Annotated in this window: 22 protein-coding genes; 17 read left to right on the top strand and 5 right to left on the bottom strand. The window is 33.4% G+C overall.

Features of this window, described 5'->3' with window-relative positions; all coding sequences use genetic code 11:
* Positions 1-12: 12 nt before the first annotated feature.
* Together MHH85_RS10130 and MHH85_RS10125 are read right to left on the bottom strand one after the other, a co-directional pair.
* Positions 13-1,110, bottom strand: a complete 1,098-nt coding sequence (locus tag MHH85_RS10130) for an ABC transporter ATP-binding protein (RefSeq protein WP_340706946.1) — start codon at positions 1,108-1,110, stop codon at positions 13-15.
* Between the two features lie 98 nt (positions 1,111-1,208).
* Positions 1,209-2,123: a PucR family transcriptional regulator gene (locus MHH85_RS10125; protein ID WP_340706945.1), complete on the bottom strand. Its 915-nt coding sequence runs from the start codon at positions 2,121-2,123 to the stop codon at positions 1,209-1,211.
* A 306-nt stretch (positions 2,124-2,429) separates the two neighbouring features.
* On the opposite strand from MHH85_RS10125, the gene MHH85_RS10120 reads away from it, so the two are divergent.
* Positions 2,430-3,467, top strand: a complete 1,038-nt coding sequence (locus tag MHH85_RS10120; protein WP_340706944.1) for a hypothetical protein — start codon at positions 2,430-2,432, stop codon at positions 3,465-3,467.
* Positions 3,468-3,630: 163 nt separating this feature from the next.
* Here the strand turns inward: MHH85_RS10120 and MHH85_RS10115 are convergent, their stop codons facing one another.
* The 3 genes from MHH85_RS10115 to MHH85_RS10105 all read right to left on the bottom strand — a co-directional run bounded on the left by MHH85_RS10115 (position 3,631) and on the right by MHH85_RS10105 (position 6,997).
* The gene (locus MHH85_RS10115; protein WP_340706943.1) at positions 3,631-4,239 is read right to left on the bottom strand and encodes a hypothetical protein; all 609 of its coding nucleotides are present in this window, start codon (positions 4,237-4,239) and stop codon (positions 3,631-3,633) included.
* 372 nt (positions 4,240-4,611) lie between these two features.
* Positions 4,612-5,436, bottom strand: coding sequence for a dihydrodipicolinate synthase family protein (locus MHH85_RS10110; protein ID WP_340706942.1), 825 nt, complete (start codon positions 5,434-5,436; stop codon positions 4,612-4,614).
* Positions 5,437-5,590: 154 nt separating this feature from the next.
* Positions 5,591-6,997 carry a sigma-54 interaction domain-containing protein gene (locus MHH85_RS10105; protein ID WP_340706941.1) on the bottom strand — a complete coding sequence of 469 codons (1,407 nt, stop codon included), beginning with the start codon at positions 6,995-6,997 and terminating at the stop codon, positions 5,591-5,593.
* A 276-nt stretch (positions 6,998-7,273) separates the two neighbouring features.
* On the opposite strand from MHH85_RS10105, the gene MHH85_RS10100 reads away from it, so the two are divergent.
* The 16 genes from MHH85_RS10100 to MHH85_RS10025 all read left to right on the top strand — a co-directional run bounded on the left by MHH85_RS10100 (position 7,274) and on the right by MHH85_RS10025 (position 24,710).
* Positions 7,274-8,050, top strand: coding sequence for an SDR family NAD(P)-dependent oxidoreductase (locus MHH85_RS10100; RefSeq protein WP_340706940.1), 777 nt, complete (start codon positions 7,274-7,276; stop codon positions 8,048-8,050).
* Between the two features lie 29 nt (positions 8,051-8,079).
* Positions 8,080-9,468, top strand: a complete 1,389-nt coding sequence (gene gcvPA, locus MHH85_RS10095; protein ID WP_340706939.1) for an aminomethyl-transferring glycine dehydrogenase subunit GcvPA — start codon at positions 8,080-8,082, stop codon at positions 9,466-9,468.
* A gap of 24 nt (positions 9,469-9,492) precedes the next feature.
* Entirely contained in the window at positions 9,493-11,067 is a 1,575-nt protein-coding gene (gene gcvPB / locus MHH85_RS10090) for an aminomethyl-transferring glycine dehydrogenase subunit GcvPB (protein ID WP_340706938.1), read from the top strand.
* Positions 11,068-11,199: 132 nt separating this feature from the next.
* Positions 11,200-12,024 carry an ABC transporter substrate-binding protein gene (locus tag MHH85_RS10085; protein WP_340706937.1) on the top strand — a complete coding sequence of 275 codons (825 nt, stop codon included), beginning with the start codon at positions 11,200-11,202 and terminating at the stop codon, positions 12,022-12,024.
* Positions 12,025-12,087: 63 nt separating this feature from the next.
* Entirely contained in the window at positions 12,088-12,768 is a 681-nt protein-coding gene (locus MHH85_RS10080; protein ID WP_370588348.1) for an amino acid ABC transporter permease, read from the top strand.
* Positions 12,743-13,465, top strand: a complete 723-nt coding sequence (locus tag MHH85_RS10075) for an amino acid ABC transporter ATP-binding protein (protein ID WP_038181390.1) — start codon at positions 12,743-12,745, stop codon at positions 13,463-13,465. Before MHH85_RS10080 ends, MHH85_RS10075 begins: the two co-directional genes overlap by 26 nt.
* Before the next feature lie 47 nt (positions 13,466-13,512).
* Positions 13,513-15,177 (top strand): M20/M25/M40 family metallo-hydrolase, encoded by a 1,665-nt coding sequence (locus MHH85_RS10070; protein ID WP_340706936.1) that lies wholly within the window; start codon positions 13,513-13,515, stop codon positions 15,175-15,177.
* Positions 15,178-15,234: 57 nt separating this feature from the next.
* Complete coding sequence (locus tag MHH85_RS10065; RefSeq protein ID WP_340706935.1) at positions 15,235-15,987, top strand: SDR family NAD(P)-dependent oxidoreductase; 753 nt, start codon at positions 15,235-15,237, stop codon at positions 15,985-15,987.
* Between the two features lie 148 nt (positions 15,988-16,135).
* Positions 16,136-17,527 carry a YfcC family protein gene (locus MHH85_RS10060; protein ID WP_340706934.1) on the top strand — a complete coding sequence of 464 codons (1,392 nt, stop codon included), beginning with the start codon at positions 16,136-16,138 and terminating at the stop codon, positions 17,525-17,527.
* 30 nt (positions 17,528-17,557) lie between these two features.
* On the top strand, positions 17,558-18,745 hold the full coding sequence (locus MHH85_RS10055) for a M20 metallopeptidase family protein (protein WP_340706933.1): 1,188 nt from the start codon (positions 17,558-17,560) through the stop codon (positions 18,743-18,745).
* A gap of 80 nt (positions 18,746-18,825) precedes the next feature.
* A complete protein-coding gene (locus MHH85_RS10050; RefSeq protein ID WP_340706932.1) occupies positions 18,826-19,305 on the top strand; it encodes a peptide ABC transporter substrate-binding protein in 480 nt (159 codons plus the stop codon).
* Positions 19,306-19,920: 615 nt separating this feature from the next.
* Positions 19,921-21,555 carry a spore germination protein gene (locus tag MHH85_RS10045; protein ID WP_340706931.1) on the top strand — a complete coding sequence of 545 codons (1,635 nt, stop codon included), beginning with the start codon at positions 19,921-19,923 and terminating at the stop codon, positions 21,553-21,555.
* Positions 21,545-22,753: a Ger(x)C family spore germination protein gene (locus tag MHH85_RS10040; RefSeq protein WP_340706930.1), complete on the top strand. Its 1,209-nt coding sequence runs from the start codon at positions 21,545-21,547 to the stop codon at positions 22,751-22,753. Before MHH85_RS10045 ends, MHH85_RS10040 begins: the two co-directional genes overlap by 11 nt.
* Positions 22,754-22,759: 6 nt before the next feature.
* Positions 22,760-22,993: a hypothetical protein gene (locus MHH85_RS10035; RefSeq protein ID WP_193739488.1), complete on the top strand. Its 234-nt coding sequence runs from the start codon at positions 22,760-22,762 to the stop codon at positions 22,991-22,993.
* Between the two features lie 36 nt (positions 22,994-23,029).
* Positions 23,030-24,124, top strand: coding sequence for a GerAB/ArcD/ProY family transporter (locus MHH85_RS10030; protein ID WP_193739489.1), 1,095 nt, complete (start codon positions 23,030-23,032; stop codon positions 24,122-24,124).
* Between the two features lie 283 nt (positions 24,125-24,407).
* Positions 24,408-24,710, top strand: a complete 303-nt coding sequence (locus MHH85_RS10025; protein ID WP_340706929.1) for a DUF3784 domain-containing protein — start codon at positions 24,408-24,410, stop codon at positions 24,708-24,710.
* The last annotated feature ends 264 nt before the right edge of the window (positions 24,711-24,974 follow it).

Genomic DNA, 24,974 nt, shown 5'->3' with positions numbered 1-24,974 from the left:
CAACCTCTTTTGTTATCTAATGCGACTCTTACTTTCTTTATCAAAGAAATGACTTTTTGAAATATCGAACGCAAGCTTAATTTTTTGACCAGGTTGGATTAGTGAATCAGAAGATAATCGAGCAATATATTGTTGACTATCTAATGTAGAATAGACCATTAATTCAGCCCCTGTTAATTCGGATACTTCAATATTTGCCTCAACTGTAGACTCAGTATGTTGAGCTAGTACTAATGGATCTTCAGAAATATGTTCCGGTCTAACACCGAGAATAATTTCTTTACCGTTATAGCCTTGGCTATTTAAGATTGCTAGTTTATCTTGAGGGATTTTCAATAAGATACTTCCAGCTTTGAAGTAACCACTATCTATTGTGCCTTCAAAAAAGTTCATTGCAGGTGATCCAATAAAGCCACCTACAAATACGTTTTCGGGATTCTCATATACATCTTTTGGTGTACCAATTTGTTGAATTAGACCGTCTTTCATAACAACTAGGCGTGAAGCCATTGTCATCGCTTCAGTTTGGTCATGTGTTACATAGATTGTTGTCGTTTTCAAACGCTTATGCAATTTTGCAATTTCAGCACGCATTTGAACACGTAATTTTGCATCCAAGTTTGATAATGGTTCATCCATTAAGAATACTTTTGCATCACGAACGATTGCGCGGCCTAGTGCAACACGTTGTCGTTGTCCACCTGATAATGCTTTTGGTTTACGATCTAAGTAAGGCTCAAGATCAAGAATACTCGCTGCATTTTTTACACGTTTCTCAATTTCTGCTTTTGAGAATTTTCTAAGCTTTAAGCCGAACGCCATATTGTCATATACACTCATATGAGGATATAGTGCATAGTTTTGGAATACCATTGCGATATCGCGTTCTTTTGGAGGAACATTATTCATAGATTTACCATCAATGCTAAATTCCCCTTCAGAAATTTCTTCAAGTCCAGCAATCATACGAAGTGTTGTCGATTTCCCACATCCAGAAGGACCTACAAGAACGATAAACTCTTCATCTTGGACACGCAAATTGAAATTAGAAACTGCCGTACTTCCGTCATCATAAACTTTAAAAATATCTTCAAGAACCATTTTCTCCATATTAAGCACCCCTTTAATATCAATATTTCTTTATATATTAAAGTTTAACAATCATAGGTGAAACATCATATGTATAATGTGCACAATTTTCTGACGTATTAATTGTGCGCTTTGTCTTCATCCTCACTAGCTATCAAACTTGCACAATATGAAACAAGTGCTCCATCAAAATACCTTACAGAAATACCGGTAATATCTTGGAACTTTGTAAGACGATACTGGAGTGTATTTCTATGCACATGCAATTCTTTAGCCGTAACTGAAGCATTAAATCCATTCTCAAAAAAGAGCTGGACTGTTTGAAGTAACTCCATATCAAATTCAATTGGCTCTAATACTTCTTTCCGGATTATCTGTTTCATTTCGTCAGACATTTGTTCAATTAGATTAATAGGGAAAGTCTTTTCCATCGTATAGATTTGTTCAGCATGATTTCTTCCAAGACCTTTATTAAACCATTCTTTTTCTTTTATAAAATGACTCGAAAATAATGTAGCTGTCGAATGGAATTTTCCGATATATATCTTGACCTGTAAGAAAAAATCACTTTCAAGTGCAACGATAAAAGAAGAGAAGTCATCAAAAGTATGTATATATGAAGCTTTCTGTTCAATGAGGACGGCTTCATGTGTAGAAATAAAAATAAGTTGCATAGCATCATTAAAATACGCTTGAACAGCTTGATTCAAGTCGGATTTTAAGATGTCGTCAGTTTTAAAATGCAGCTGAATAATACGGATATCACAATCCTCTTTTAAAGGAGAAGGACCACTTTGTAATAAAAATTGAATCCATTTCTCCGAGATAGAATCATTACTAAATAATGTAGGTTGAATCTCTTTAAAAAGTGAAGTTAACAGAGCATAATCACGAGCTGTTAATTCTTTTCTGTCGACGGTCATCCAAGTATTGTTGAATTGATTATGGAATATATGAACATTTTCTTCAATATTGACAGGACATTCGGTAAGTAGATTGATAGAAGGAAAAAGAGCTGCTAAGTTAGTTGACATTATATGTAATCTCCTATCCTAAAGCCATTACAGCTTATGATATTAGTGAAGTAATTCGATACTAGGAAGTACCTATATTCTATTATAAATCACAGAACACTATTTGACATAACTGAACAGTTAAAATATTTAAAAGATATATAATAGTTATTTTCATTTATTTTTAAGCATATCTATTAAGGCTAGGGGTGTATTAAAAAAGCCAAATTTAACAATGAATAAAAACAGAATATCGTAATTTTATCGATCTAATAATTTTAAGCAACAGTCAATAGAAGTTAGTTTAATAGGAAGGGGAGAAAGTATTTGAAAAAGGTTATCTTTAGTTTCTTATTATTTATTGCATCCATTGTGTTTCTTACACCCGAAGAAATTTTGGCAGCTGCAAATGAATATTACATTTCAAAAGATAGTGAAAATGTTACCAAAGGGATGTACTATGCAAAACCAAATGGCAAAGCAAAAATGGTTGTTAAATTTACTCGTTATAATACTAATAAAAAGGTGAAGAAATCACTTGGATTAAAGGATATGACAGCTCAGTATAAACTAACGACAAAATCTGGTGACCTAATTCATGATTTTGATCGTTCCATATATAAACTACAAAAAGTTGGGTCTAAACTCTACCTCCCAAAGCCTGTCTATCGAACTGAAAGTATTTATGGACCGGCAGAAGGATACGCTCTAAAGTTATATGAAATGACAGCTAACGGCAATAAAAAACGTGTGATAAAAGATTATATCCCATCTAATACTGTCACTCCATTTATAATCGAAGGTTCTAGCCTGTTTTACGTTACTTATAACAAACAATCCATGAAGGAATATGATTTAAATGTATATGATCTAAAATCAAAAAAGAAAAAGACTCTGAAGAGATTGGTAGATAGTTTCTGGATACAATCTGGAACCATTTATTTCACGGAAAAAGGTAGTTTGTATTCGATGCAACAGAATGGAGAAAAAATAAAACAATACAAATCAATTGATTACTTATATAATGCTATTGGTTTTGAGGCTAGGAGCTATGGTGTTACGATAAATGATATTCTCATTTATTATAGTGGTAGAGAGGGTAGGTATTATTATTTAGACACCAATACAGGGAAAAGTATTAAGTTGCCTTATATTAATATTTATGAAGGCAATCAATACATCGACTATTCTTCACAACGCATTTTTTATACAGATAAAGAAGGCTTGAAAATGTATGATAGTAAAATTAGAAAGACTAAGTTGATTAAACGAACAAAAACCATTGTTTACATTCATCAAGTAAAAATGAATGCTAAAAAAATTCAATATATACAAGGTAATCGGTTGTATGAGATTGGGTTTTAACATGTGAATTAATATTATTTAGAGGATGTATAAATAACGTTAGTTTCAAAACAAATCTTGAGTGTTTTTTCATTTACTTAAATTTATTAAAAAAGCGTTTGTATCTCTAAATAGGATACAAACGCTTATTTCTTTCATAAAAGGAATACGTACATTTCGTATTTTACTTAACAGGAGCTAAAACTTTATATTCCTCGGGAATATGTAAAATTGTTTCGTAATATGCATGTTTCGTATATACTTTAGAGATGTTTTTATTTATAGATTTATATGTTATATAAGGTTCTTTAATTGGTTCTTTTTTAATAATAGTCTGAACAGATATTGTTTTAGAAGTGTTATTTTTGTCAAGAATATCTAATTCAACCCAAATCGTTTTAACGTTATTATTTAAATAGATAGATTTAATTTTTTTGTTGTGATTTTTTTGTATTTCTAATATTTGTGTAAAATCTTGTACATATGTTTTGTTTTCAGGTAATGCAGTTATGTACGGCTTTAAATAATCATCTTTCCATTGTTTTTCATCCATTGAAAAATCAGCTTTCATAATATTAATAGTGAAAAACCCTACTAATGATAGTGTGAAAATAAAGAAAAGTCCTCTCATTATAAAGCCGGAAGATGAAATTGTTTTTTTGTTTTTTATTAAATCCATCAGGGAATAAATACCGATTATGATCCATAACAGTTCAGCAGGTATTAATATGAATGCTGAATCAGCTTGTGAGATACTTTCTTGTATTTCAATTACTTTGTCAATACTGGACACTTTAAAATCCTCCAATTTTACTTCATGTATAATTTGTATGAAAAAAATAATTTACATGGTTTACTTTCAAGCTATACGATATACTATCGCGAAGTTAATGTATATAATAATTTCCTTTTATACTATATTTATAGCGAAAATATATGATAGAAGAAATGCCATAGTTATATTTTGGGAGAGCTAGATGATGTAGAATTTGCACTTATAAACGTAATAAATAAAATACCTTTTATTCCATGCAATATATACAATCATCTTAAAAAATAAGAATAAAAAGAAGCCAATATCACTCACTTGTCGTACTGAGGATATTGGCTTCTGAAATTTTAAAAGCGGCCTCATTAGTAGGGGAGGAACATAAAATATAGTATTTTAAATTTTACCTAAAGGACTTCTACAAATACCTATGTCTATTCCTTTTTCATTTATCCTTTCTTTTAAATTTACTAAAGCAGAACCTGTATAGATTTGTTCAATAATGCTTGATATTTCAATTTTTTCTTGATCGGTTAACGGTTGATTAGTTAATAATTTTATAAACCAATTTTTGATTGCATCAGGATATATATTTGCTGCAATTGAGGATAATCGATTAAACCCCATTTGAACTTTTTCTTCTAAATCTATTTCGCCACCGGCATAATAATAAAAGTCATTTTTAATTTGATCCTTCATTTTTATTATTTTATCTTTAAGACCTGCTTCTTTAATTCCTATTACATTTTCATTCTTACTTAATATAATGATATTTTCTATCGATAAATCAAATCCTGTTCTTCTTGGATTATTGTAGATTATTGTTGGTTTGTTAGTTTGTTCAATAATCTTTTCAGAATATCTCAATGCTTCTTCTTGAGTCGGAAGAATATAAGGTGGATATCCCAGTAAAATTCCTGCAATCTTTGTCTTACTTATCGCTTTAGCAAACTCCATAGCCTCCAGCTGTCTAATAGAAGAAACACCAAATAATATTTCCATGTTGTTTATGAGTTCTTCTTCTATTGAGACAGCTTTAAGCAAGTCCAACTTTTCTTTGAGATTTAAACTATGTTGCTCTCCAGTAGACCCACCTACAAGAACAGATTTTATTCCCTTACTATATAAATATTTAATATGGTCTATTGTACCTTGTATGTTTAACGATTCATCTTTTATAAATGCGGTAGGTACAGCAATATGAAAGGATTCTTTTAACATTTAAATCATTCCTCATTTCTAATAAGAATAATAAACTATTTTTAGTTTATTTAAAGTAATACAAAGATTAGGTGATAAAGCCTTTCCGATGAATGATAGTTAAAGACTTTCATATAAATGGGTACATGATAGTAGGGCTATTGTTAACGACAAATCATCTGACAGGAACAGAAATATTATATTTCTCCATTTTTCTATATAGTGTACGTACACTTATGCCTAATTGCTCGGCAACTAACTTTTTACCTTCAAAATCAAAGCCATATCGATTGAGGGCTAGAATTATCCCATCCTTTTCCATATCCTTTAAATCGTTTTTTTCTTTTAGTTTCTTAGGTGGTTGGAGTAGTGTGGGATTTAAGTAGTCGGGAAGTGAAGATTCTGTTAGTTGATGACCCCTCTCCATATTCATACTGTATTCAATGACATTTTCTAGTTCGCGAATATTTCCTGGCCAATGGTATTGTTGTAATCTTTTCAAATATTCGTCTGAGCATGTTTGAATGAATTTTCCTGTACGATTTTGAAGTCGATCTATCAAGATGGGGACTAATGTGTCTATATCTTCTTTTCTTTCTCTTAAAGCAGGTAAGTGAATTGGGATGACATTTAATCTATAATACAAATCTGAACGGAATTGTTTAGCCTCCATCATTTCCTCTAGGGGCTGATTCGTGGCAGCAATCACACGGATATTTACTTTTTTTGGATTGATTCCACCGACTCGATTAACCATGCCATCTTGTAAAACTTTTAATAACTTAGGCTGTAAATGAACAGGTAAATCTGCAACTTCATCTAAAAATAATGTCCCTCGATCTGCAAGTTCAAAATAGCCCGGTTTGCCTTTTTTATTTGCCCCTGTAAATGCTCCTTCCTCATATCCGAATAATTCACTTTCAAATAATGTTTCAGGAATGCTAGCGCAGTTAATTTCGATAAATTCACCTTTTCTTAACATACTTTGCTCATGTATAAACTTTGCTAAAAGGCTTTTTCCTGTACCCGTTTCACCTGTAATAACAATTGAAGAAGTACTGTTAGCAATTCTAGAAAGAAGTTCTTTTAGCTTTTTTAGCTGAGTATTGTTCCCGATAATATAATTAATATTTTCCTTCGAATTTCTCCCTGTATATTTAAATTCACCTGAACCGTCCAATATCGTTAAAATAATTTCGCTTAATTGTGTTAACCAGTATTTAAATTGATCTTGTTGTGCAATCAACTTTTCTTGTCCCTCTGAAGTGAAACTTACAAAGGAAAGAAAGCCATAATGGTTATCATTTTTTGTGATTTTAATTAAAATTTCTGCTTTTGAGGGGCATTTCGATTGGAAGTGGCAACCTTTACACATTTTCATATGTCCGGGATCTTTTACAAAACTAACAGCTTCTTTGTTTTGTTTTTGAAAAAATGGTAAATAGACTCGATCTTTTTTTTGAACTTGATATTCTTCAGTGGATGCTACTAATACACCTTCATAATTGAAGAAAGCAATTTCAACCTGTAAAAGTTCTGCAAATGTTCGAATAGTCTTTGCAATTGAGGAAATAGATGACATTCATACAACCTCCCACTTTTAGTGTGTAATTATTTGTGAATAGTAAGTTTAGACATAGAAATATCAATCAATCATTCTACATTATTATTAGGATTTTTAATTATATGAATAATTTAGTTGTCATAATTGTAGTTTAATGAAGTTAAAATTGTCAATTTTCAGTCAATTATGGCAAAAATAATATTTTATTTTGAACAAAAGCTAGGAATCATCACGAATGAGAGTTGGCACACTAATTGCTTTATTACTAATAAAACAGTTCAAGGGGGTTTTTACATGGAAAAGGATTATTTTAAGTTAACTAACAAAGTAGCTGTTGTAACAGGAGCGGCCTCTGGAATTGGATATGCTACAGCAGAACTATTAGCTGAAGTAGGATTGCAAGTCATTTTACTAGATATTGATGAAGTTAAAGGTGAGCAAGCTGCTAGTACAATTCTAGAGAATGGTTTTCAGGCTCAATTTATGAAATGTGATGTAACAAGTGCAGCAAATTGCCAGGCAGTAAGTGAAGAGATTAAGCAAACATATGGCAATGTAGATGTACTTTTCAATAATGCAGGGATTATTAAGCGAAAAACTGTAGTGGATTTAGAAGAACATGAATGGGATGCCGTTATAGATGTTTCCTTAAAAGGTGTGTATCTCCTATCTAAATACATCATTCCTATTATGGCTGAAGGTACAGGTGGAAGTATTATCAATACTGGATCTGGTTGGGGACTAAAAGGTGGAGACAAAGCTGCATCATATTGTGCGGCAAAAGCTGGTGTTGTCAATTTGACAAAAGCAATGGCCATTGACCATGGACCACAAAATATCCGTGTCAATTGTATCTGTCCTGGAGATACAGATACACCTTTATTAAGAAGTGAGGCACAACAGTTAAACCTTGAAGAAGGCTCTTTCTTAAAAGATTCTGCAGTGAGCCGTCCATTGGCACGATTAGGAACACCACAAGATATTGCTAAAGGAGTGCTCTTCTTAGCAAGCGATTTATCTAGTTGGGTAACAGGAACGGAATTAGTCGTTGATGGTGGCGGCTTGGCATAACGATAACCAAAATACTAGGAGGTAATACTATGACAAAAAAGGTGCACCCATACATCCCAAATATGGTACCTAAAGTTAAAGAAGAAATGCTGAAAGTTATTGGGGTAGAGAACAGTATGGAATTATATTCATGTATCCCTGAAGAACTTCAGCTGAAGGAAGAGATGAATATACCAAAAGCATTAACAGAATACGAATTACGAAGACATATTGAAGGTCTTTTGAAGAAAAATATTAGTACAAACGACTATATTAACTTTTTAGGTGCCGGATGTTGGCAACATTTTGTTCCAGCGGTTTGTGACGAAATAAATCAAAGGTCGGAATTTCTAACAGCTTATGCTGGAGAGCCGTATGAAGACCATGGTAGATTTCAGTCTTTATTTGAATATCAAAGTCTATTAGCTGAGTTAGTAGATATGGATGTTGTGAATGTTCCTACATTTGATTGGGGGCAGGCTGCAGCAACTTCAATTAGAATGGCAGCTCGCATTAATGGAAGAAAGAAAGTTTTGATAGCTACAACAGTTGCTCCGGAAAGAACAAAGATTATTGCTAATTACGGTTCACCAGAGCTCGAATTTACCAATATTGCTTTCGATCTTGATACAGGTTTAATGGATTTAGATGACTTGAATAGTAAAATTTCAAATGAAGTAGCAGCGATTTACTTTGAAAATCCATCCTATTTAGGATTTATTGAATCACAAGGAAATGAGATTTCTGCAATCGCTAAAGAACATGATGTAATACTTGTTGTAGGGGTGGATCCTATCTCATTAGGTGTATTGGCACCACCGAGTCATTATGGTGCTGATATTGTTTGTGGAGATTTACAACCACTTGGTATGCATATGAATTACAGCGGAGGTCAAGCCGGTTTTATCGCTACTCTAGATGAAGAAAAATTCATTAATGAATTTCCATCACGTTTATTTGGTATCGTACCAACAATAAAAGAAGGGGAATATGGATTTGGTGATGTGGCGTATGAACGGACTTCTTTTGCCCAAAGAGAAAAAGGAAAAGAATCGGTTGGTACTCAAACGGCATTATGGGGTATTACAGCTGGCGTGTACTTATCTTTGCTTGGGCCTGAGGGGATGTATGAATTAGGGCAAACCATTATGCAAAATAGTCAATACACCGTAAAGAAATTGAATAAAATTGCGGGTATACAAGGTTCAAGAATTGTTTCGCCATTCTTTAAAGAATTTATTGTGGACTTTAATGAAACGGGAATCTCGGTTCAAACAATTAATGAAATGTTATTAGAAAAGAAGATTTTTGGAGGTAAGGATCTTTCTAAGGAGTTCCCAGAGTATGGACAATGTGCTCTGTTTTGTGTGACAGAGGTGCATACGAAAGAAGATATGGATTGTTTGATAGAGGCTCTTGAAGATATTGTCACAAAATAAACGTCTACAAAAGGAGTTTTGAGAATGAAACCAATAATTAGAACTGAAGCTACTCGCGATTTTCATCAAGCGAAATGGAATGAACCTATAATTTTTGAACTTCATCAAGAAGGAGAAAAAGGTGTTGAAGTACCACTAGCAAATGAAGAAGTGGTATCTACTATTGGTGACGGTGTATCTACTATTCCTGCATCTATGTCTAGAAGAAATAGACCGAATCTTCCGGAAATTGGTCAAGCACGTGTACTTCGCCATTACTTACGACTTTCTCAAGAGACATTGGGATCAGACTTTAATGTAGAAATCGGTCAAGGTACATGTACGATGAAATATATCCCGAAAATAAATGAATTATTGATTAGAAATCCCAAGATGATGGACCTTCACCCGCTTCAAGAAGAGAGCACTGTACAAGGTATGTTGGAAATTATTCATAATTTAGATTTGTGTATGCGTGAAATCTCAGGGATGGGCGCTTTTTCATTCCAGCCAGGTGGAGGAACACAAGCGCTATTTGCTATGGCTTCCATCGTAAGAAAATATCATGAGACACATGATGAAGGAAATCAGCGTGATGAAATCATCACAACTATCTTCTCGCATCCATCACAAGCAGCAACAGCTGTTGTGAAAGGATATAAAGTGATTACATTACATCCAGATGAAAATGGCTTCCCGGATATTGAAAAATTAAAAGAAGTTGTTTCTGAAAGAACGGCTGGGTTTGTTGTAGCAAATCCTGAAGATACAGGAATCTTTAATTCTAAAATTAAAGAGTTTACTAAGATTGTACATGAAGCGGGTGGTATTTGTTATTACGATCAAGCAAATGCAAATGGGTTATTAGGTATAACAAGAGCAAAAGAAGCGGGCTTTGATATGTGTTTCTTTAACCTTCATAAAACGTTCGCTGCACCTCATATGTGTGGGGGGCCAGCAACAGGAGCTCTAGGGGTTACTGAAGCATTAAAAGAATATTTACCAGGACCAATTGTAGAATATGATGGAGAAAAATATTCATTAAATGATAATCTACAACATTCGATTGGCAAAGTACGTGCATTCCATGGAGTAGCCCAAACAATCTTAAGGTCTTATGCATGGATACGCGCATTAGGTCCAGATGGCTTACGAGAAGTAGCCCAAACAGCAGTATTGAATAATAATTACTTATACCATAAAGTACAAAAAATTCGTGGTGCAAGTGCTCCCTACGTTCAAGGCCAGCGATTAGAACAAGTTCGATATAGTTGGGAACAGATGACTAGTGAAACAGGTATTACTACAGAAGATGTACAAAGAAGGATGACTGATTTCGGTCTACATTACTGGACTAGTCACCACCCGTATATCGTTCCACAACCATTTACACTTGAACCAACTGAATCTTATTCAAAAACGGATTTAGATGAATACATTAATGCGCTTCAGCAAATTTCAGATGAAGCATATAACAATCCTGAAATTGTGAAAAATGCTCCGTACAATAGTACAATTCATCAACTAGTTGAAGAAGATTATTTAGATAATCCCGAAAAATGGTGTATTACTTGGAGGATGTATCAAAAGAAAGTATTAAAACCAGAACTTATTAAGTAAAAGCAGCGGCAATCAATTGATAAGAATTGATTGCCTTTGTTACCTGGAAAAGAGTGAGGGGTGGAAATACTTAAGTTTTTCGAGTAGAGTCCAGATGATTTTTATTTAATAAAAATAAGGAGTGGATGAATAATGAAGAAGAATAAAAATGCTTTATTATCTCTTTTTGTTGGATTATTAGTTATTTTTGTTTTAAGTGCTTGTAACAGTAATTCTTCTAACAATTCTAAAGGAAACGAAAAGACAGATGATAATAAAGTGAAAATGGAACTTGTTAATGAGGGGAAATTGACTTTTGCAATGAGCGGTCTATTAAAGCCTCTAAACTATAAAGAAAATGAAAAACTAGTAGGGTTTGATGTTGAAATTGGGACCGAGATTGCAAAACGAATTGGACTAGAGGCTAATCCAGTAACAAACCCTTGGGAAACGATTATACAAGGGTTAAAAGGGAAAAAATATGATGCGATTATTGGCAGTATGACAGCTACAGAAGATCGCTCTAAACAAGTAGATTTTTCAGATCCTTACTACACTTCGGGAGCACAAGTTTTTGTAGCAGAAGGAAATAATGAGATAAAGGCGAAAGAGAATTTAAAGGACAAAACGATTGGTGTTATGCAAGCGAGTACTTATACAGACGATGCAAAAAAATATACGACTAAAATTAAGAGTTTTCCAAGTGATATATATGCATTGCAAGATTTGCCACCAGGTCGTGTAGATGCAGTAATTACAGACCGTATTGTTGGCGTTTCTGCAATTAAAGAATCAGGATTGAAAATTAAACCAATCGATGATGTGATCAAAACTGAAGAAATTGCAGTTGCAATAAATAAAGGAAATCCAGAGTTATTAAAAGCGATTAATGAAGCGATAGCATCTATGGTTGAAGATGGAACATATGAGAAAATCAGCACAAAGTGGTTTGGAGTAAATCTACTTGATAAAAAATAGAGTTTAAATTGAACAGTACAAGATTTAGAAAGGAGGAGATTGCTATTGAACTTCTTAACCAATATTGCTTCAATATTTCAAACTCATGGAATTGAATTTTTAAAAGCGACATTAATAACAGTAGAACTTACCTTTGTGTCATTAATAATTGCTACTATAATTGGTTTAGTTTTCGCATTCTTTAAAGTCTCAAATATTAAAATACTAGGAAAAATTGCAGATATATATATCTTCTTAATTCGAGGAATGCCATTAATTGTTCAATTAATGTTTTTATATTATGGTATTTCAAGTGTTTTTGTATTATCAGATTTTACAGCAGGAGCTTTAGCATTAGGAATACATTCAGGAGCTTATATAGCTGAGATTTTCCGTGGTTCTATCCAATCTATTGACCGTGGACAGGTGGAGGCAGCTCGCTCATTAGGAATGCCATATATGCTGGGAATGCGCCGCATTATACTCCCTCAAGCTTTTAAAAGAGCCATACCAGCTCTAGGAAATCAATTTATCATTGGTTTGAAGGATTCATCGTTGGTGGCTTATATTGCAGTATCCGAACTATTCAATCATGCATTATCTGCTCAAGCGGCTAACTATATGCCATTTGAAACCTATTTTGTAGTCGGCATTTATTATTTAATCTTAGTTCTTATCTTCACACTTCTTTTCAATAAGCTGGAGAAAAAATTAGATGTTGGAGGGAGAGAGAAGAAAAATGATAAAACTGAAAAATTTGCGTAAATCATTTGGTGATTTAGAAGTACTCAAAGATATTTCTTTAGAAATACAGAAGTCAGAAGTTGTCGTATTAATTGGTGCAAGTGGTTCAGGGAAAAGTACTTTACTAAGATGTCTGAATTTTCTTGAAATTAATAATGGTGGTCAAATAGAGATTAACGGAAAATTAATCGATGCAGGAAAAGAGAACCTAAATAAAGTTCGTGAAAATATGGGAATGGTTTTTCAACATTTTAATTTATTCCCTCATTTATCGATTTTACAAAATGTTATAGAGGCACCTGTTCATGTGAAAAAACAAAGTAAGGAAGAAGCGACAAGAAAGGCAAAAGAACTTTTACAAAAAGTAGGTTTAGCTGATAAAGCAAACTTTTATCCGGATCAACTGTCAGGTGGTCAAAAACAGAGAGTCGCGATAGCAAGAGCGCTTGCTATGGAGCCTGAAGTTATGTTATTTGATGAACCGACTTCTGCTCTAGACCCAGAGCTTGTAGGAGAAGTTTTAGAAACGATGAAAAATCTAGCAAAGGAAGGAATGACAATGGTCATAGTAACCCATGAAATGGGCTTTGCTAGGGAAGTAGCTGATCGTGTCATCATGTTGGCTGATGGTAAAATTATTGAAGAAGGACCGCCGTCTGAATTTTTTAAAAATCCAAAAGAAGAAAAAACAATCCGTTTTTTACAGCAAGTTTTATAAAGGCGATTAATAAGTGCTTAGAATTAATTTCAAAGGAGTGCATTTGAATGTTGACTTGTTATGATGATGTTTTAAAAGTAACTGATGAATTAGTTGGCGTGGAAAGTATCGTAAATACTATGGGAGAAATTGAAGTTGCTAAGAGATTATATGATTTAATTTTCTCGCAAAATTATTTCAAAAGTAACCCATCTCATGTATTCATGTCACGTACAGAAGAAGATAAAGTCGAACGCTACAATGTCTTTGCTTTTGTCAAAGGTACAAAGGAAAAATCGAATAAGACGGTTATCTTAATGGGTCATACCGATACGGTAGGAATTGATGATTTTAGTCATTTGAAAGATAAAGCATGTTCACCAAGTGAGTTAAAGAAAGCGCTTGCAAATGAGAAGCTTCCGGATTTAGTGAAAGAACATTTACTATCAGATGAATGGCATTTTGGACGTGGTGTTTTAGATATGAAGAGTGGAGTTGCAAGTCATTTCTATTTATTAAAGTACTATTCAGAACATCCTGAAGAACTTATTGGTAATCTAGTATTCTTCGCAGAATGTGACGAAGAAGATAGTTCACATGGTGTTTTATCTGGTTTGAAGGATTTAAAACGATTAAAGGAAGAACATCTTTTTGATTATCAAGCATTGATCAATTCAGATTTCGTTGCCCCTCGCTATGAAGGTGACCCTAATCGATATATCTATAAAGGAACAGTCGGTAAATTATTACCTTCTTTCTTTATAACAGGTGCTGAAACACATGCCGGATCTAGTTTTGAAGGATTAGATCCAAATTATATTGCAGCGGAGTTAACGAGACAGATTAGTTATAATCCCGATTTATGCGATCAATCACTAGGTGAAACCCCTATGCCACCAGTTTCGTTGAAACAAACTGATTTTAAGCCAACTTATACGATTCAAACAGCCTTATCAGCTTACGTTTACTATAATTTTTTTATCCAATCATGGTCGCCTAAAGAAGTACTTTCATTGTTGAAAGAACAAGCGGAAATGGCCTTTGATAACGGAATTTATACAATGAAGGAAAGACATCGAAAATATTGCGAAATAAGTGGGCAACCATATTCAGAATTACCTTGGAAGACTAGAGTAATTGTTTATGAAGATATGCAAAAAACGCTGATGGAACTTCATGGAGATAAATACTTAGACCATATGAAACAATTTAAAGAAAATCTACTATTAGATGAAACGCTTGATGTTCGGATGTATTCTGCTCGAGTTGTTGAAGAAGAATGGAATTGGATGAAGGATAAAAGTCCAGCAATTATTCTATTTTACTCTTCACTCTATTCGCCTCGTGTCGATTTGAGTGGAAAAAATGAAAAAGAGCAAAATTTGATAGAGGCATTGGACTATGCAATTGAAATTGTGCAACCTCATTATTCAAAACCAATCGTAACGCGTAACTATTTCCCTTATGTATGTGATATGAGCTGTGTTGCATTAAGTGATGGGGAAGAGGATATAAAAGCAGTTATTGAAAATAATCCAAGTTGGGGCACAAAGCATTATGTAAACTATGATGCAATCCGTGAAATAAATGTTCCAACAATTAACATTGGTCCATATGGATACGATGCCCATAATCGATATGAACGTACAGAACTAGCATACACGATGGAAGTAGTTCCGAATCTAACAAATCAAGTGATTAGAAAGTTATTAGGAATGGAAGAAGCTAAGTAGAAAGCGTATATAATTGATCGTTTTATTTAAAAAATTGTGCAGAGGGTGTGAAATTTCATGGGATTCAGAAGATATTCAGATAGTCTTCAAAATAAACGTGTTGTAGTGACAGGAGGCGCTAGTGGTATTGGTCTAGCCACATCACTTCGATTTGCTGCAGAAGGATCAATAGTAACCGTATTAGATAATAATGAAGAACAATTAAAAAAGACTTTAGAAGAACATTCTTCTATTAAATACGGGATTTTAGTTGATGTTAGTAATCCTGATGAAGTGAAGGAAGCCTTTAAAGAAGTTGATGAGGCAATGGATGGAATCGATATCTTAATATCAAATGCAGGAATTAGTATAAGAAATAAATTTATAGACATCACTCCAGAACAATGGAAAAAAGTATTGGGTATTAATTTAGATGGTATTTTTTACACAGCACAAGAAGCAGCTAAACGAATGTTGATACAAGGTAGCGGGGTTATTTTAATGACAGCTTCTACAAATGGAATAACAGGTCATCCATATTACGCCGATTATAATGCCTCAAAAGCTGGTGTAAACCTGTTAGCAAAAACAATGGCTTTAGAACTTGCACCAACGATTCGTGTAAATACAGTTTGTCCGGGTTATGTATTAACTGCTATGCAAATCGCCGAGTATTCACCTGAAATGTTAGAACAGGTTAATGAAAATATCCCGCTTAAAAGACATGCTACTCCCAAAGAAATTGCAGGGGTTTATGCGTTCCTAGCTTCTGATGAGGGGGTATATATTACAGGTCAGAACATCCCCGTAGACGGAGGAGAATTAGCTTAACAACATATTTTATACTTACTTTGTTTTCGCTTAATTCTTATATTCTATCAAATTTATTTAATAGAACCTAGATTGTTAAGTAGATTGAATTACAGACTATTAATAAGGCGTTTTAAAAGTAATTGTAAAAGGGGTGTTGATTATAGAAATGCAAACAGAGAAAAAGGCTAGGTTCAAAGTTCCTCATGTGTATGTCATTTTATTTTCTGTCATTATAATTGGAGCTATTTGTACTTACATTATTCCAGCTGGAGAATTTGAGCGTATCGAACAAGATGGTAGAACGATTGTGGTACCTGGAAGTTATCACGAAATACCAGAAAATCGAACGACAATTTTAAATGTATTTGAGTCGATTCATAAAGGGATGATTGCCACTGCGCCGCTAATTTTTTATATTTTTATAGTAGGTGGAGCATTTGGAATATTGCGAGCTACTGGGGCTATCGAAGGTGCTGTCCATAGCATGGCGAAAAAAATTGCTGGCAGAGAGCAGCTTTTAATCCCAGTATTAATGACATTCTTTGCATTATCAGGTGCAATGTTAGGATTAGCAGAAGAGACAATCCCCTACATTACAATTCTAATCCCGTTAGCAGTTCTAATTGGATTTGACTCGATGGTAGGGACAGCAATCGTACTGCTCGGAACATCTGCAGGCTTCACGGCAGCATTTATGAACCCGTTTACGGTTGGTATAGCTCAAGGAATTGCAGAATTACCTATTTTCTCAGGTATGTATTTAAGAATTATTTTCTTTGTCATTTTCTTAACCGTTAGTATTTGGTATGTCATGCGATACGCAAATAAAATAAAAAAGAACCCAAAGGCAAGTGTTATGTTCGGTGAAAAAAATGCACTCATAAATAGTTCGGATTCCGATCAAACATTTCCTTTTACTACACGGCATAAACTCGCTTTCTTTGTATTATTAGGGACACTTGTCGGGCTAGCTGTAGGTGTCATTAAATTTGAGTGGGGATTAACACAAATGACAGGACTGTTTTTGATAATGGGTATACTTATTGGCCTTGTCTCAAAAATGAATTTTAGTAGTATGGCTGAGGCATTTATTAAAGGCTGTGAGGTTTTAATTATGGGTGCGTTAGTAGTCGGCATTGCGAATGCAATTCTAATTATTTTAAGAGAAGGCCTTATAATGGATACGATTTTATATGGGCTTGCTTCTGCTGTAGACTCTTTACCACCACAACTAGCTGCACTTGGCATGTATATTGTGCAATGTTTAGTGAATTATATTGTCCCATCGGGTAGTGGCCAAGCCGCTTTAACGATGCCAATAATGGTTCCATTATCAGATTTATTAGGGGTTACTCGTCAAACAGCAGTATTAGCTTTCCAATTTGGTGATGGAATTTCAAATATTTTCACGCCTACTTCTGGTTATTTTATGGCCGGTTTAGCATTAGGTGGTATCTCGTGGATTAAATGGGTGAAGTGGATTTGGCCATTGATCGTTATTCATTATGTTCTGGGAGCTATTTTTGTGACCATTGCTCAATTAATCAATTATCAATAATAAGATGAAGTGGTAGGAGGTGGTTCATATATGAATTTGACTAATTTACATCAAATTATGGTTAATTACCGTAGACATTTTCATCAATATCCAGAAGTATCTTATGATGAGATCAATACTAGAAAATATATTATTAAGGAATTAGAGAAATTAGGATTAAAACCCTTCACATTTTCAGGGAAAGACGTTGCTGTTGAAATAGCCGGGCAACAACCAGGTAAGACTGCTATCATAAGAGCCGATATGGATGCTCTACCTGTATTTGAAGAAACGGGCTTATCATTTTCTTCAAAAATAGATGGTGTAATGCATGCTTGTGGACATGATGGACATATGGCAATTTTATTAGGATTGATTCATTATTTTAAAGAACATCCTGATAAAATCATAGGGAAAATACGTTTTCTATTTCAACACGCCGAAGAAGATGTTCCAGCAGGTGCCATTGAAGTCGTAAAAAGTGGTGGTTTAAAAGATGCAGACGCAATTTTTGGCTTTCATTTATGGGAGCCTTTAGAATTAGGTAAAATAGGTGTTCGTAGTGGCCCAACAATGGCAGGCTGTGATAAATTTACTCTCACTATTTTTGGTAATGGAGGGCATGGGTCAATGCCAAATGAAACTGTGGATCCGACCATTATTGCTGCTCAGTTTATTACACAGATTCAAACTATTATTAGTAGGTCATTACATCCTCTTGAACAGGCAGTTATAAGTATTGGTGAATTAAAATCTGGAACTAACTATAATGTTATTCCAGATACAGCCTATATAGCGGGAACTGTGCGGCAATTCGGAAAAGAAATTGCTGAGAAGATCCATAATCGGATGGATAAAATAATTAGTGGATTATGTGAATCATTCGGTGCAAAATATCAATTGGAGTATTTACATGGGGACCCTACATTGGTGAATGATGACGAGCTATATAAAATGTTGAAGAAAAATGCTATTCAATTATTCGGTGAAAAAAGAGTAGAGGAGATTACTCCGATACTTGGAAGCGAGGATTTTTCTAATTATACAGAAGTCATTCCAGGTATGTATACTTATATTGGTATTGGGCGACCAGGGGAAACCTATGGACACCATCATCCAAAATTTGATATCGACGAGTCAATGCTAGTTCCAGCAGCTACATTGATTTCACAATCTGTTATCCATTTTTTAGCTGGTGAAGAAAAATCAATTAATCTATATCAAGCTAACAATATTTAGAAAATTCTTATAAAATATGATAATATTCTAATAAAGAAGTATTAGTAGTATATTTAATTATTTATATCAGGGGGAGGCAAATGAAAAATAAACTAACGGCTATGCTATTTATGCTGACGTTTTTACTTATAGCCTGCAACACTGACATAAATATAAAAGAACATGCAAGTGAAATATATTGCGTTGCTTTAGATGCCATTATGGAAACAGACAAATCATTGAATGATGGTATGAAATATATTGCGATTGATATGAGTAATTTTGATGCAGTAAATGAAAAACAGAAAAAATCTATTCTAGACTATTTCGAAGATAAATATAAAGTTAAAGTAATGGACGCTACTTTCGATGATATAAAAGAAAAAGGGTACTATAATGAGAATACCTTGGACGGAGTACTACTAACAGTTCAAAAAGTGAATTTTAACGTAAAAAACAATATCTTCTTTAATGGTTCGAAATATAGATCAGCAAAAGGGGCTATTGGTGTAGAAAGTACAGTTCACTATAAAGGTGGTACTTGGCGAATAAAGAAATTAAAAGAATCTTGGGTGAGCTAAAAGAGTTATTTTTATAAGCATGCTATTTAAACATTAATTTGACAGCTATACCTCAAAAAAAACGCAGGATGTAATATCCTGCGTTTTTAATAATTGAAAATTTGTTATCTAACTAGAACCACTATTCAACGTATAATTTATCTTCATTAATAGGAATTAAATCATTGTCCCAATATGTCCCTTCGTTTCGTTTTGTTTTCGGATATTTGTTAAGTGAACTAATTATCATAATAGCCAATTGTACATACTTTGGATTGAAATAAATATAATTATAAATTTCCTCACAGAATAGTGAACCAAAACGGAAATAGCTAATATATTATAATAAAGTTTCCTTAAGGAAATAAATTTTCTGTAAGGAATAAAAAGGGGAGTTGATATGTCATGAAGTGGATGGAAATATATATGCCAAAAACTTATGGGTTAATATCAATATGTGGCAAGCTTCTACCTCATAAGAACAGGAAACAACATCGGTAATGGATGATCGATTCAAAAAGTTTAGTAATAATAAAATGATGATTTTTAAATATTAAACCCCACTTTCACCAATTTTGATTGGTAGAAGTGGGGTTTTAAAGTTAATAAATTTTATTCAATAACAAATTTTGTTTAATGACTTGTAAACAAGTACATACTTTTTCTAATACTAATATCCAATTGAAAGGGGAATTCAAATTGAGCTTTTCAAAAAATAATAATTCAAATTCTCCTGAATCCAAAAAGAATAAATCTAAGGATCCGCTTCTTAAAAGTCTTGCTGATAATGTGAAAATCATCAAGAAAGCAATGGGGAACAGTAACGATATTATTATTCGAGAAGTAGACATTCTTAAAACAGATAAACAACGGATTGCAATTATTTATGCTGATGGTCTCGCAGATAAAACTGCAATTACAGATTTTATCATGGAATCACTTATGCTAGATATAGATTCGACACCCGAAACGCGTGAAGAAGATATCATTCAATATTTGAAGAATTTCTGCTTAACAGTAGGTGATGTGGAAGATGTAAATGATCTTCAGAGTGTATATCGTGCTGTTTTAAATGGAGAAACAGTCATTCTTTTAGAAGGCCAAACAAAAGGTATTGCTACAAGTACTAAAAGTTCAAAAGATCGAGCAATATCACAACCAAGTACGGAATCAGTAATTCGAGGACCACAGGAATCATTTACAGAAACACTCCGTACGAATACGGCACTTATTCGCCGTAAGATAAAAGACCCGAACCTTTGGATAAAATCAAGAGTTATTGGAGATATAACACAAACAGATGTTGCGATTATGTACATCAATGGAATAGCAAACGATAAAATCGTAAAAGAAGTTCTTGAAAGATTAGATCAAATTGAGATAGACGGCATACTGGATAGCGGCTATATAGAAGAGTTAATTCAAGATTCTCAATTCACCCCGTTCCCGACCGTTTATAATTCAGAGCGACCAGATGTTATTGCAGCAGCATTGTTAGAAGGAAAAGTGGCTATCATTGTTGATGGCTCTCCTTTTGTTCTTATTGTTCCAGCATTGTTTCCTGCGTTTTTACAAGCAGCAGAGGATTATTACCAACGATCGATTATAAGCTCATTAATTCGTATTTTACGATATGGCGGAATATTTGTTTCGTTAATAATTCCTTCTTTGTACATTTCAATCACTACATTCCATCAAGAAATGATACCAACTCCCATGTTGATTAGTATTGCACTTCAACGAGAAGGGGTTCCATTTCCAGCTTTTATCGAAGCAATTCTTATGGAAATAGCATTTGAAATATTAAGAGAAGCCGGCCTACGAATGCCAAGAGTCATTGGTCCAGCAGTATCCATAGTCGGGACATTAATCATTGGGCAAGCTGCAGTAGAGGCTGGGATTGTTTCAGCAGTAATGGTTATTATTGTGTCAATAACAGCCATTTGTAGTTTTTTATCACCAGCGTATGCAATGTCAAATTCAATTCGAATGCTAAGATTCCCTTTAATGATTTTAGCTGCGATGTTTGGTTTGTTCGGAGTAATGATGGGTGCCTTTGCAATTATCCTTCATGTTTGTAGTTTAAGGTCTTTTGGTATACCATATACAGCACCATTTGCACCATTAATTCCATCGGATCAAAAGGATACAATTCTTGTATTTTCACGAGGGTCACTTTTAACTAGGCCTCGTTTAGTAAATCAAAAAAATGCCACAAGAGAACAGAAGCCAGTACGAAAAAAGGGTAGGAGTGATCTAGGTGAAAGTTAGAAAAAAAATAACGTTTATCCTATTTCTACTTTCAATTACGCTTTTATTAACAGGGTGTTGGAGTAAACGTGAATTAAATGAACTAGCAATTGGAGTGGCGCTGGGTATAGATAGAGTAGACGATCAATATGAAGTTACTGTTCAAATTGTCGATCCTTCTGAACTTTCAATTAAACAATCAAGTAGTAGAACATCAATAGTAACATATACAACAAAGGGTAAAACAATTTTTGAGGCAATAAGAAAAATGACGTTAATATCTTCAAGGGCAATCTATTTATCTCATCTTCAAATAATGGTAATCGGTGAGGGAGTGGCAAATGATGGGATTAAACCGACGCTAGAACTCCTAGCGAGGGATCATGAAGTACGGAATAATTTTTATATAGTTGTTTCAAGTAAATCTACTGCAAGAGAAGTCTTGAATATTTTAACGCCTTTAGAAAAGATTCCAGCCAATAAATTGTTTTCTTCATTAGAGGTTTCTCAGAAAAAATGGGGTGTAACATCAAAGATGCGTTTAGATCAATTAATCAACCATCTAAGTAACGATATTAAAAGTGCTGCATTAACAACCGTAGAAATAATCGGGGACCAAAAAATCGGGAATGATCAAACAAATATGGAAATTGTTAACACTCCTGCATTATTGCAGTACAGTGGTTTATCAATTTTCAAAGAGGATAAGTTAGTTGGTATTTTAAATGAAGAAGAAAGTAAAAGTTATAATTACTTAAGAGATGAAATAGAAAGTACGATAGAAAGTGTCTCATGTCCAAAAAATGACGGGAATATTGCAACACAAGTAATTAATTCTAAAACAGAAATAAAAGTAAAATCAATAAAAGATATTCCTGAATTTGATGTCAATATTAATATTGAACAAAATATAGGAGAAGTGGAATGTCAAATTGACTTAACAGATTCCAAGACAATAAAGCAATTTAATGAAAAAGAAAGCAAACAGATTGAAAAGAGAATAAAAAGCTTAATTGAGAAATTACAAAACAAATACCAAGTTGATGTAGTAGGCTTTGGGGAAAAGATTTATCGTTCTCACCCAAAAGAATGGAAAAAGATAAAAGGTCAATGGGAAGAGGCGATTTTTCCTAAAGCAAAAATAAATGTAAAAGTGAATATTAAGACAAAGGGATTAGGAACATTGAGAAATTCACAGCTATATGAACAGAAGGAGTAATGGAGAATGTTTAAAACAATTGGAATTTTAATCATCTTTACTGCCATCTTGTTATTTCAATTACCAAAACTAAAGCAGAATGGTGAAAAAAAAGAGATTTGGACCTTTTCAATATTACTATTCTTCAGTACTACTTTATGTATAGCTGTAGCTTTAAAAGTAAAAGTACCAAATCCTTATGATTTAATCATTGTAATCTTTAAGCCAATGGGAGAATTAATTAAGATGGCACTTAAATGAAGTGGCATAATTTAACAGCAAAAGAGGAAATAGACTATGGGAAAAGAGATTATTAGTGTAAGACAATTCGCAATAATTGTAATGCTCTATTCTATAGGAGCAGCTATTTTAATTTTACCTGCAACCTTAACACAAGTTGTGAAGCAAGATGCATGGGTTGTAGCTGTATTAGGAGTATTGGTCGGTTTATTACTAGTGAAATTTTATATCACTGTTGGAAATATTTCTCCTAAATTATCTTTAGTTCAATTGATTGAAAAAATTCTTGGGAAATATGTTGGAAAGATAATTGTAATTTTCTTTCTAATATTTACGTATCTCTCTGGAACTGGACTTCTATATTTTTTAGGCGATTTCATGCGTACTGAAGTTATGCCTGAAACACCTCTCGTAGCATTTAGTGGGTTATTCATGATTGTGATCATGTTTGGTACTTATTTAGGAATAGAAACATTTGCACGATCTACGGAAATTCTCTTTCCCGTATTTTTTTTACTGTTAATATTCTTTGTGGTTTTTATTTCTCCACAAGTAGATATAGAGTATTTGGAGCCTGTTTTAAATTCTAATCCTAAATCAATAATCAACGGTATTTTGATTTTTATTAGTGAATTTGCATTTCCGTTGGTCGTATTGTTAATGGTATTCCCTGTTGCTATTAATGTTCCTAAATCTGGAACAAAAGGTTTTTATATAGGTGCTATAGCTGGCGGGATTATTTTAATAATCTTGATTACTTTATGTGTCTTAGTTCTTGGTCCTACTGATACGGCTCACCGGGTTTTCCCTAGTTATGCAATGGCACAAAGGATTTCTATAGGTAATTTTATTCAACGTATTGAAATCACTATGGCTCTCTTATGGATTATTACACTGTATGTTAGAATCTATCTTTATTTTCATGTGTCAGTTGTAGGGATTGCACAGTTACTTAAGCTAAAGAATTATAGGTCTCTAATATTACCTTTAGGGTTGAGTATGGTTGCTCTTTCTCAAATGATCCATCCTGATGTAATCCATCAACTAAAGTTTAATAAGGAAATCTGGATACCATATTCAGCTACATTTGCATTATTACTACCTTTAGTGTTATTAATTGTTGCCAAAATAAGAAAAATAAAAAGTGCGTAAAAATCCTTTATCTGCCTAAAGAGTTTTTATGTAAATACTTTGTGAAAATCTACTAGTTGCTCATTCAAATTCGATGAATAAGGATCAGTCCTAATTAGATACAAACCTTGAATATAAGCTACTTTTCAAGGATATTCTTAAATAATGTTAGATAAAAATAAACGAAAATTTACAAAACAATAAAATAACATTAACTTTTAGAAGATATAATTATAAAAGCAAGACATCTTCCATGCATAGATTTTATTAAATGAAATAAAATAAGCACTAAGGAGGAGTAAACTTGGCTACTTTAATCGACATTATGATTACAAGTTTGATCAGTCTTTGCTTTTTAGCCTTAGGATTATTTATCTATAAAAAAGAAGATGTTGAATTAGTTGCAGGATATAATGGTCAAAAATTCAAGGGCAATAAATCCAAATTTGCAAAAAACAACGGCTTATTCTGTATAGCCTTTGCATGTTTACTTTTTATTACCCCTTTTTTCAAATACTTTGGGCATGTATTTTTAAACTTAATCTCATTCATCATGGTGTTGTTATTAATCATTTTGGTCCTTTATACAAGAAGGCAACATCAATAAATTTAATAAAATCCGCTTGTTCCTAGGAATGAGCGGATTTTAGTTTATGCTGGATAAATAGACTTGTTTTTAATGTTAAGCTTCCTATTATAAGTGGATTAATTATGAATAAGCTGTATAAAATAGGGAAATGTACAGGTTGTAAAAAGGAAACGCCTCGAAAATTTTACAATTAGTAAAATCTTCGAGGCTTTTTTTAGTCTACTTCGTAGCCGTTGTTCTCCGCTACGGCGGACGCTTTCCGCGGGCACGGCTCCAGCCTTC

This window comes from Viridibacillus sp. FSL E2-0187, assembly GCF_038006425.1.
Taxonomy (GTDB): Bacteria; Bacillota; Bacilli; order Bacillales_A; family Planococcaceae; genus Viridibacillus; species Viridibacillus arvi.
Note: the sequence above shows the minus strand (reverse complement) of the source record. Positions and strands in the feature narration are given on the sequence as shown.

Coding starts and splice junctions, on each gene's coding strand:
- MHH85_RS10075 (WP_038181390.1), top strand. CDS start 12,743: ATGATAAAACTGAAAAATTTGCGTAAATCATTTGGTGATTTAGAAGTA.
- MHH85_RS10070 (WP_340706936.1), top strand. CDS start 13,513: ATGTTGACTTGTTATGATGATGTTTTAAAAGTAACTGATGAATTAGTT.
- gcvPA (WP_340706939.1), top strand. CDS start 8,080: ATGACAAAAAAGGTGCACCCATACATCCCAAATATGGTACCTAAAGTT.
- MHH85_RS10110 (WP_340706942.1), bottom strand. CDS start 5,436: ATGTTAAAAGAATCCTTTCATATTGCTGTACCTACCGCATTTATAAAA.
- MHH85_RS10100 (WP_340706940.1), top strand. CDS start 7,274: ATGGAAAAGGATTATTTTAAGTTAACTAACAAAGTAGCTGTTGTAACA.
- MHH85_RS10065 (WP_340706935.1), top strand. CDS start 15,235: ATGGGATTCAGAAGATATTCAGATAGTCTTCAAAATAAACGTGTTGTA.
- MHH85_RS10055 (WP_340706933.1), top strand. CDS start 17,558: ATGAATTTGACTAATTTACATCAAATTATGGTTAATTACCGTAGACAT.
- MHH85_RS10050 (WP_340706932.1), top strand. CDS start 18,826: ATGAAAAATAAACTAACGGCTATGCTATTTATGCTGACGTTTTTACTT.
- MHH85_RS10045 (WP_340706931.1), top strand. CDS start 19,921: ATGACTTGTAAACAAGTACATACTTTTTCTAATACTAATATCCAATTG.
- gcvPB (WP_340706938.1), top strand. CDS start 9,493: ATGAAACCAATAATTAGAACTGAAGCTACTCGCGATTTTCATCAAGCG.
- MHH85_RS10030 (WP_193739489.1), top strand. CDS start 23,030: ATGGGAAAAGAGATTATTAGTGTAAGACAATTCGCAATAATTGTAATG.
- MHH85_RS10125 (WP_340706945.1), bottom strand. CDS start 2,123: ATGTCAACTAACTTAGCAGCTCTTTTTCCTTCTATCAATCTACTTACC.
- MHH85_RS10085 (WP_340706937.1), top strand. CDS start 11,200: ATGAAGAAGAATAAAAATGCTTTATTATCTCTTTTTGTTGGATTATTA.
- MHH85_RS10035 (WP_193739488.1), top strand. CDS start 22,760: ATGTTTAAAACAATTGGAATTTTAATCATCTTTACTGCCATCTTGTTA.
- MHH85_RS10060 (WP_340706934.1), top strand. CDS start 16,136: ATGCAAACAGAGAAAAAGGCTAGGTTCAAAGTTCCTCATGTGTATGTC.
- MHH85_RS10130 (WP_340706946.1), bottom strand. CDS start 1,110: ATGGAGAAAATGGTTCTTGAAGATATTTTTAAAGTTTATGATGACGGA.
- MHH85_RS10105 (WP_340706941.1), bottom strand. CDS start 6,997: ATGTCATCTATTTCCTCAATTGCAAAGACTATTCGAACATTTGCAGAA.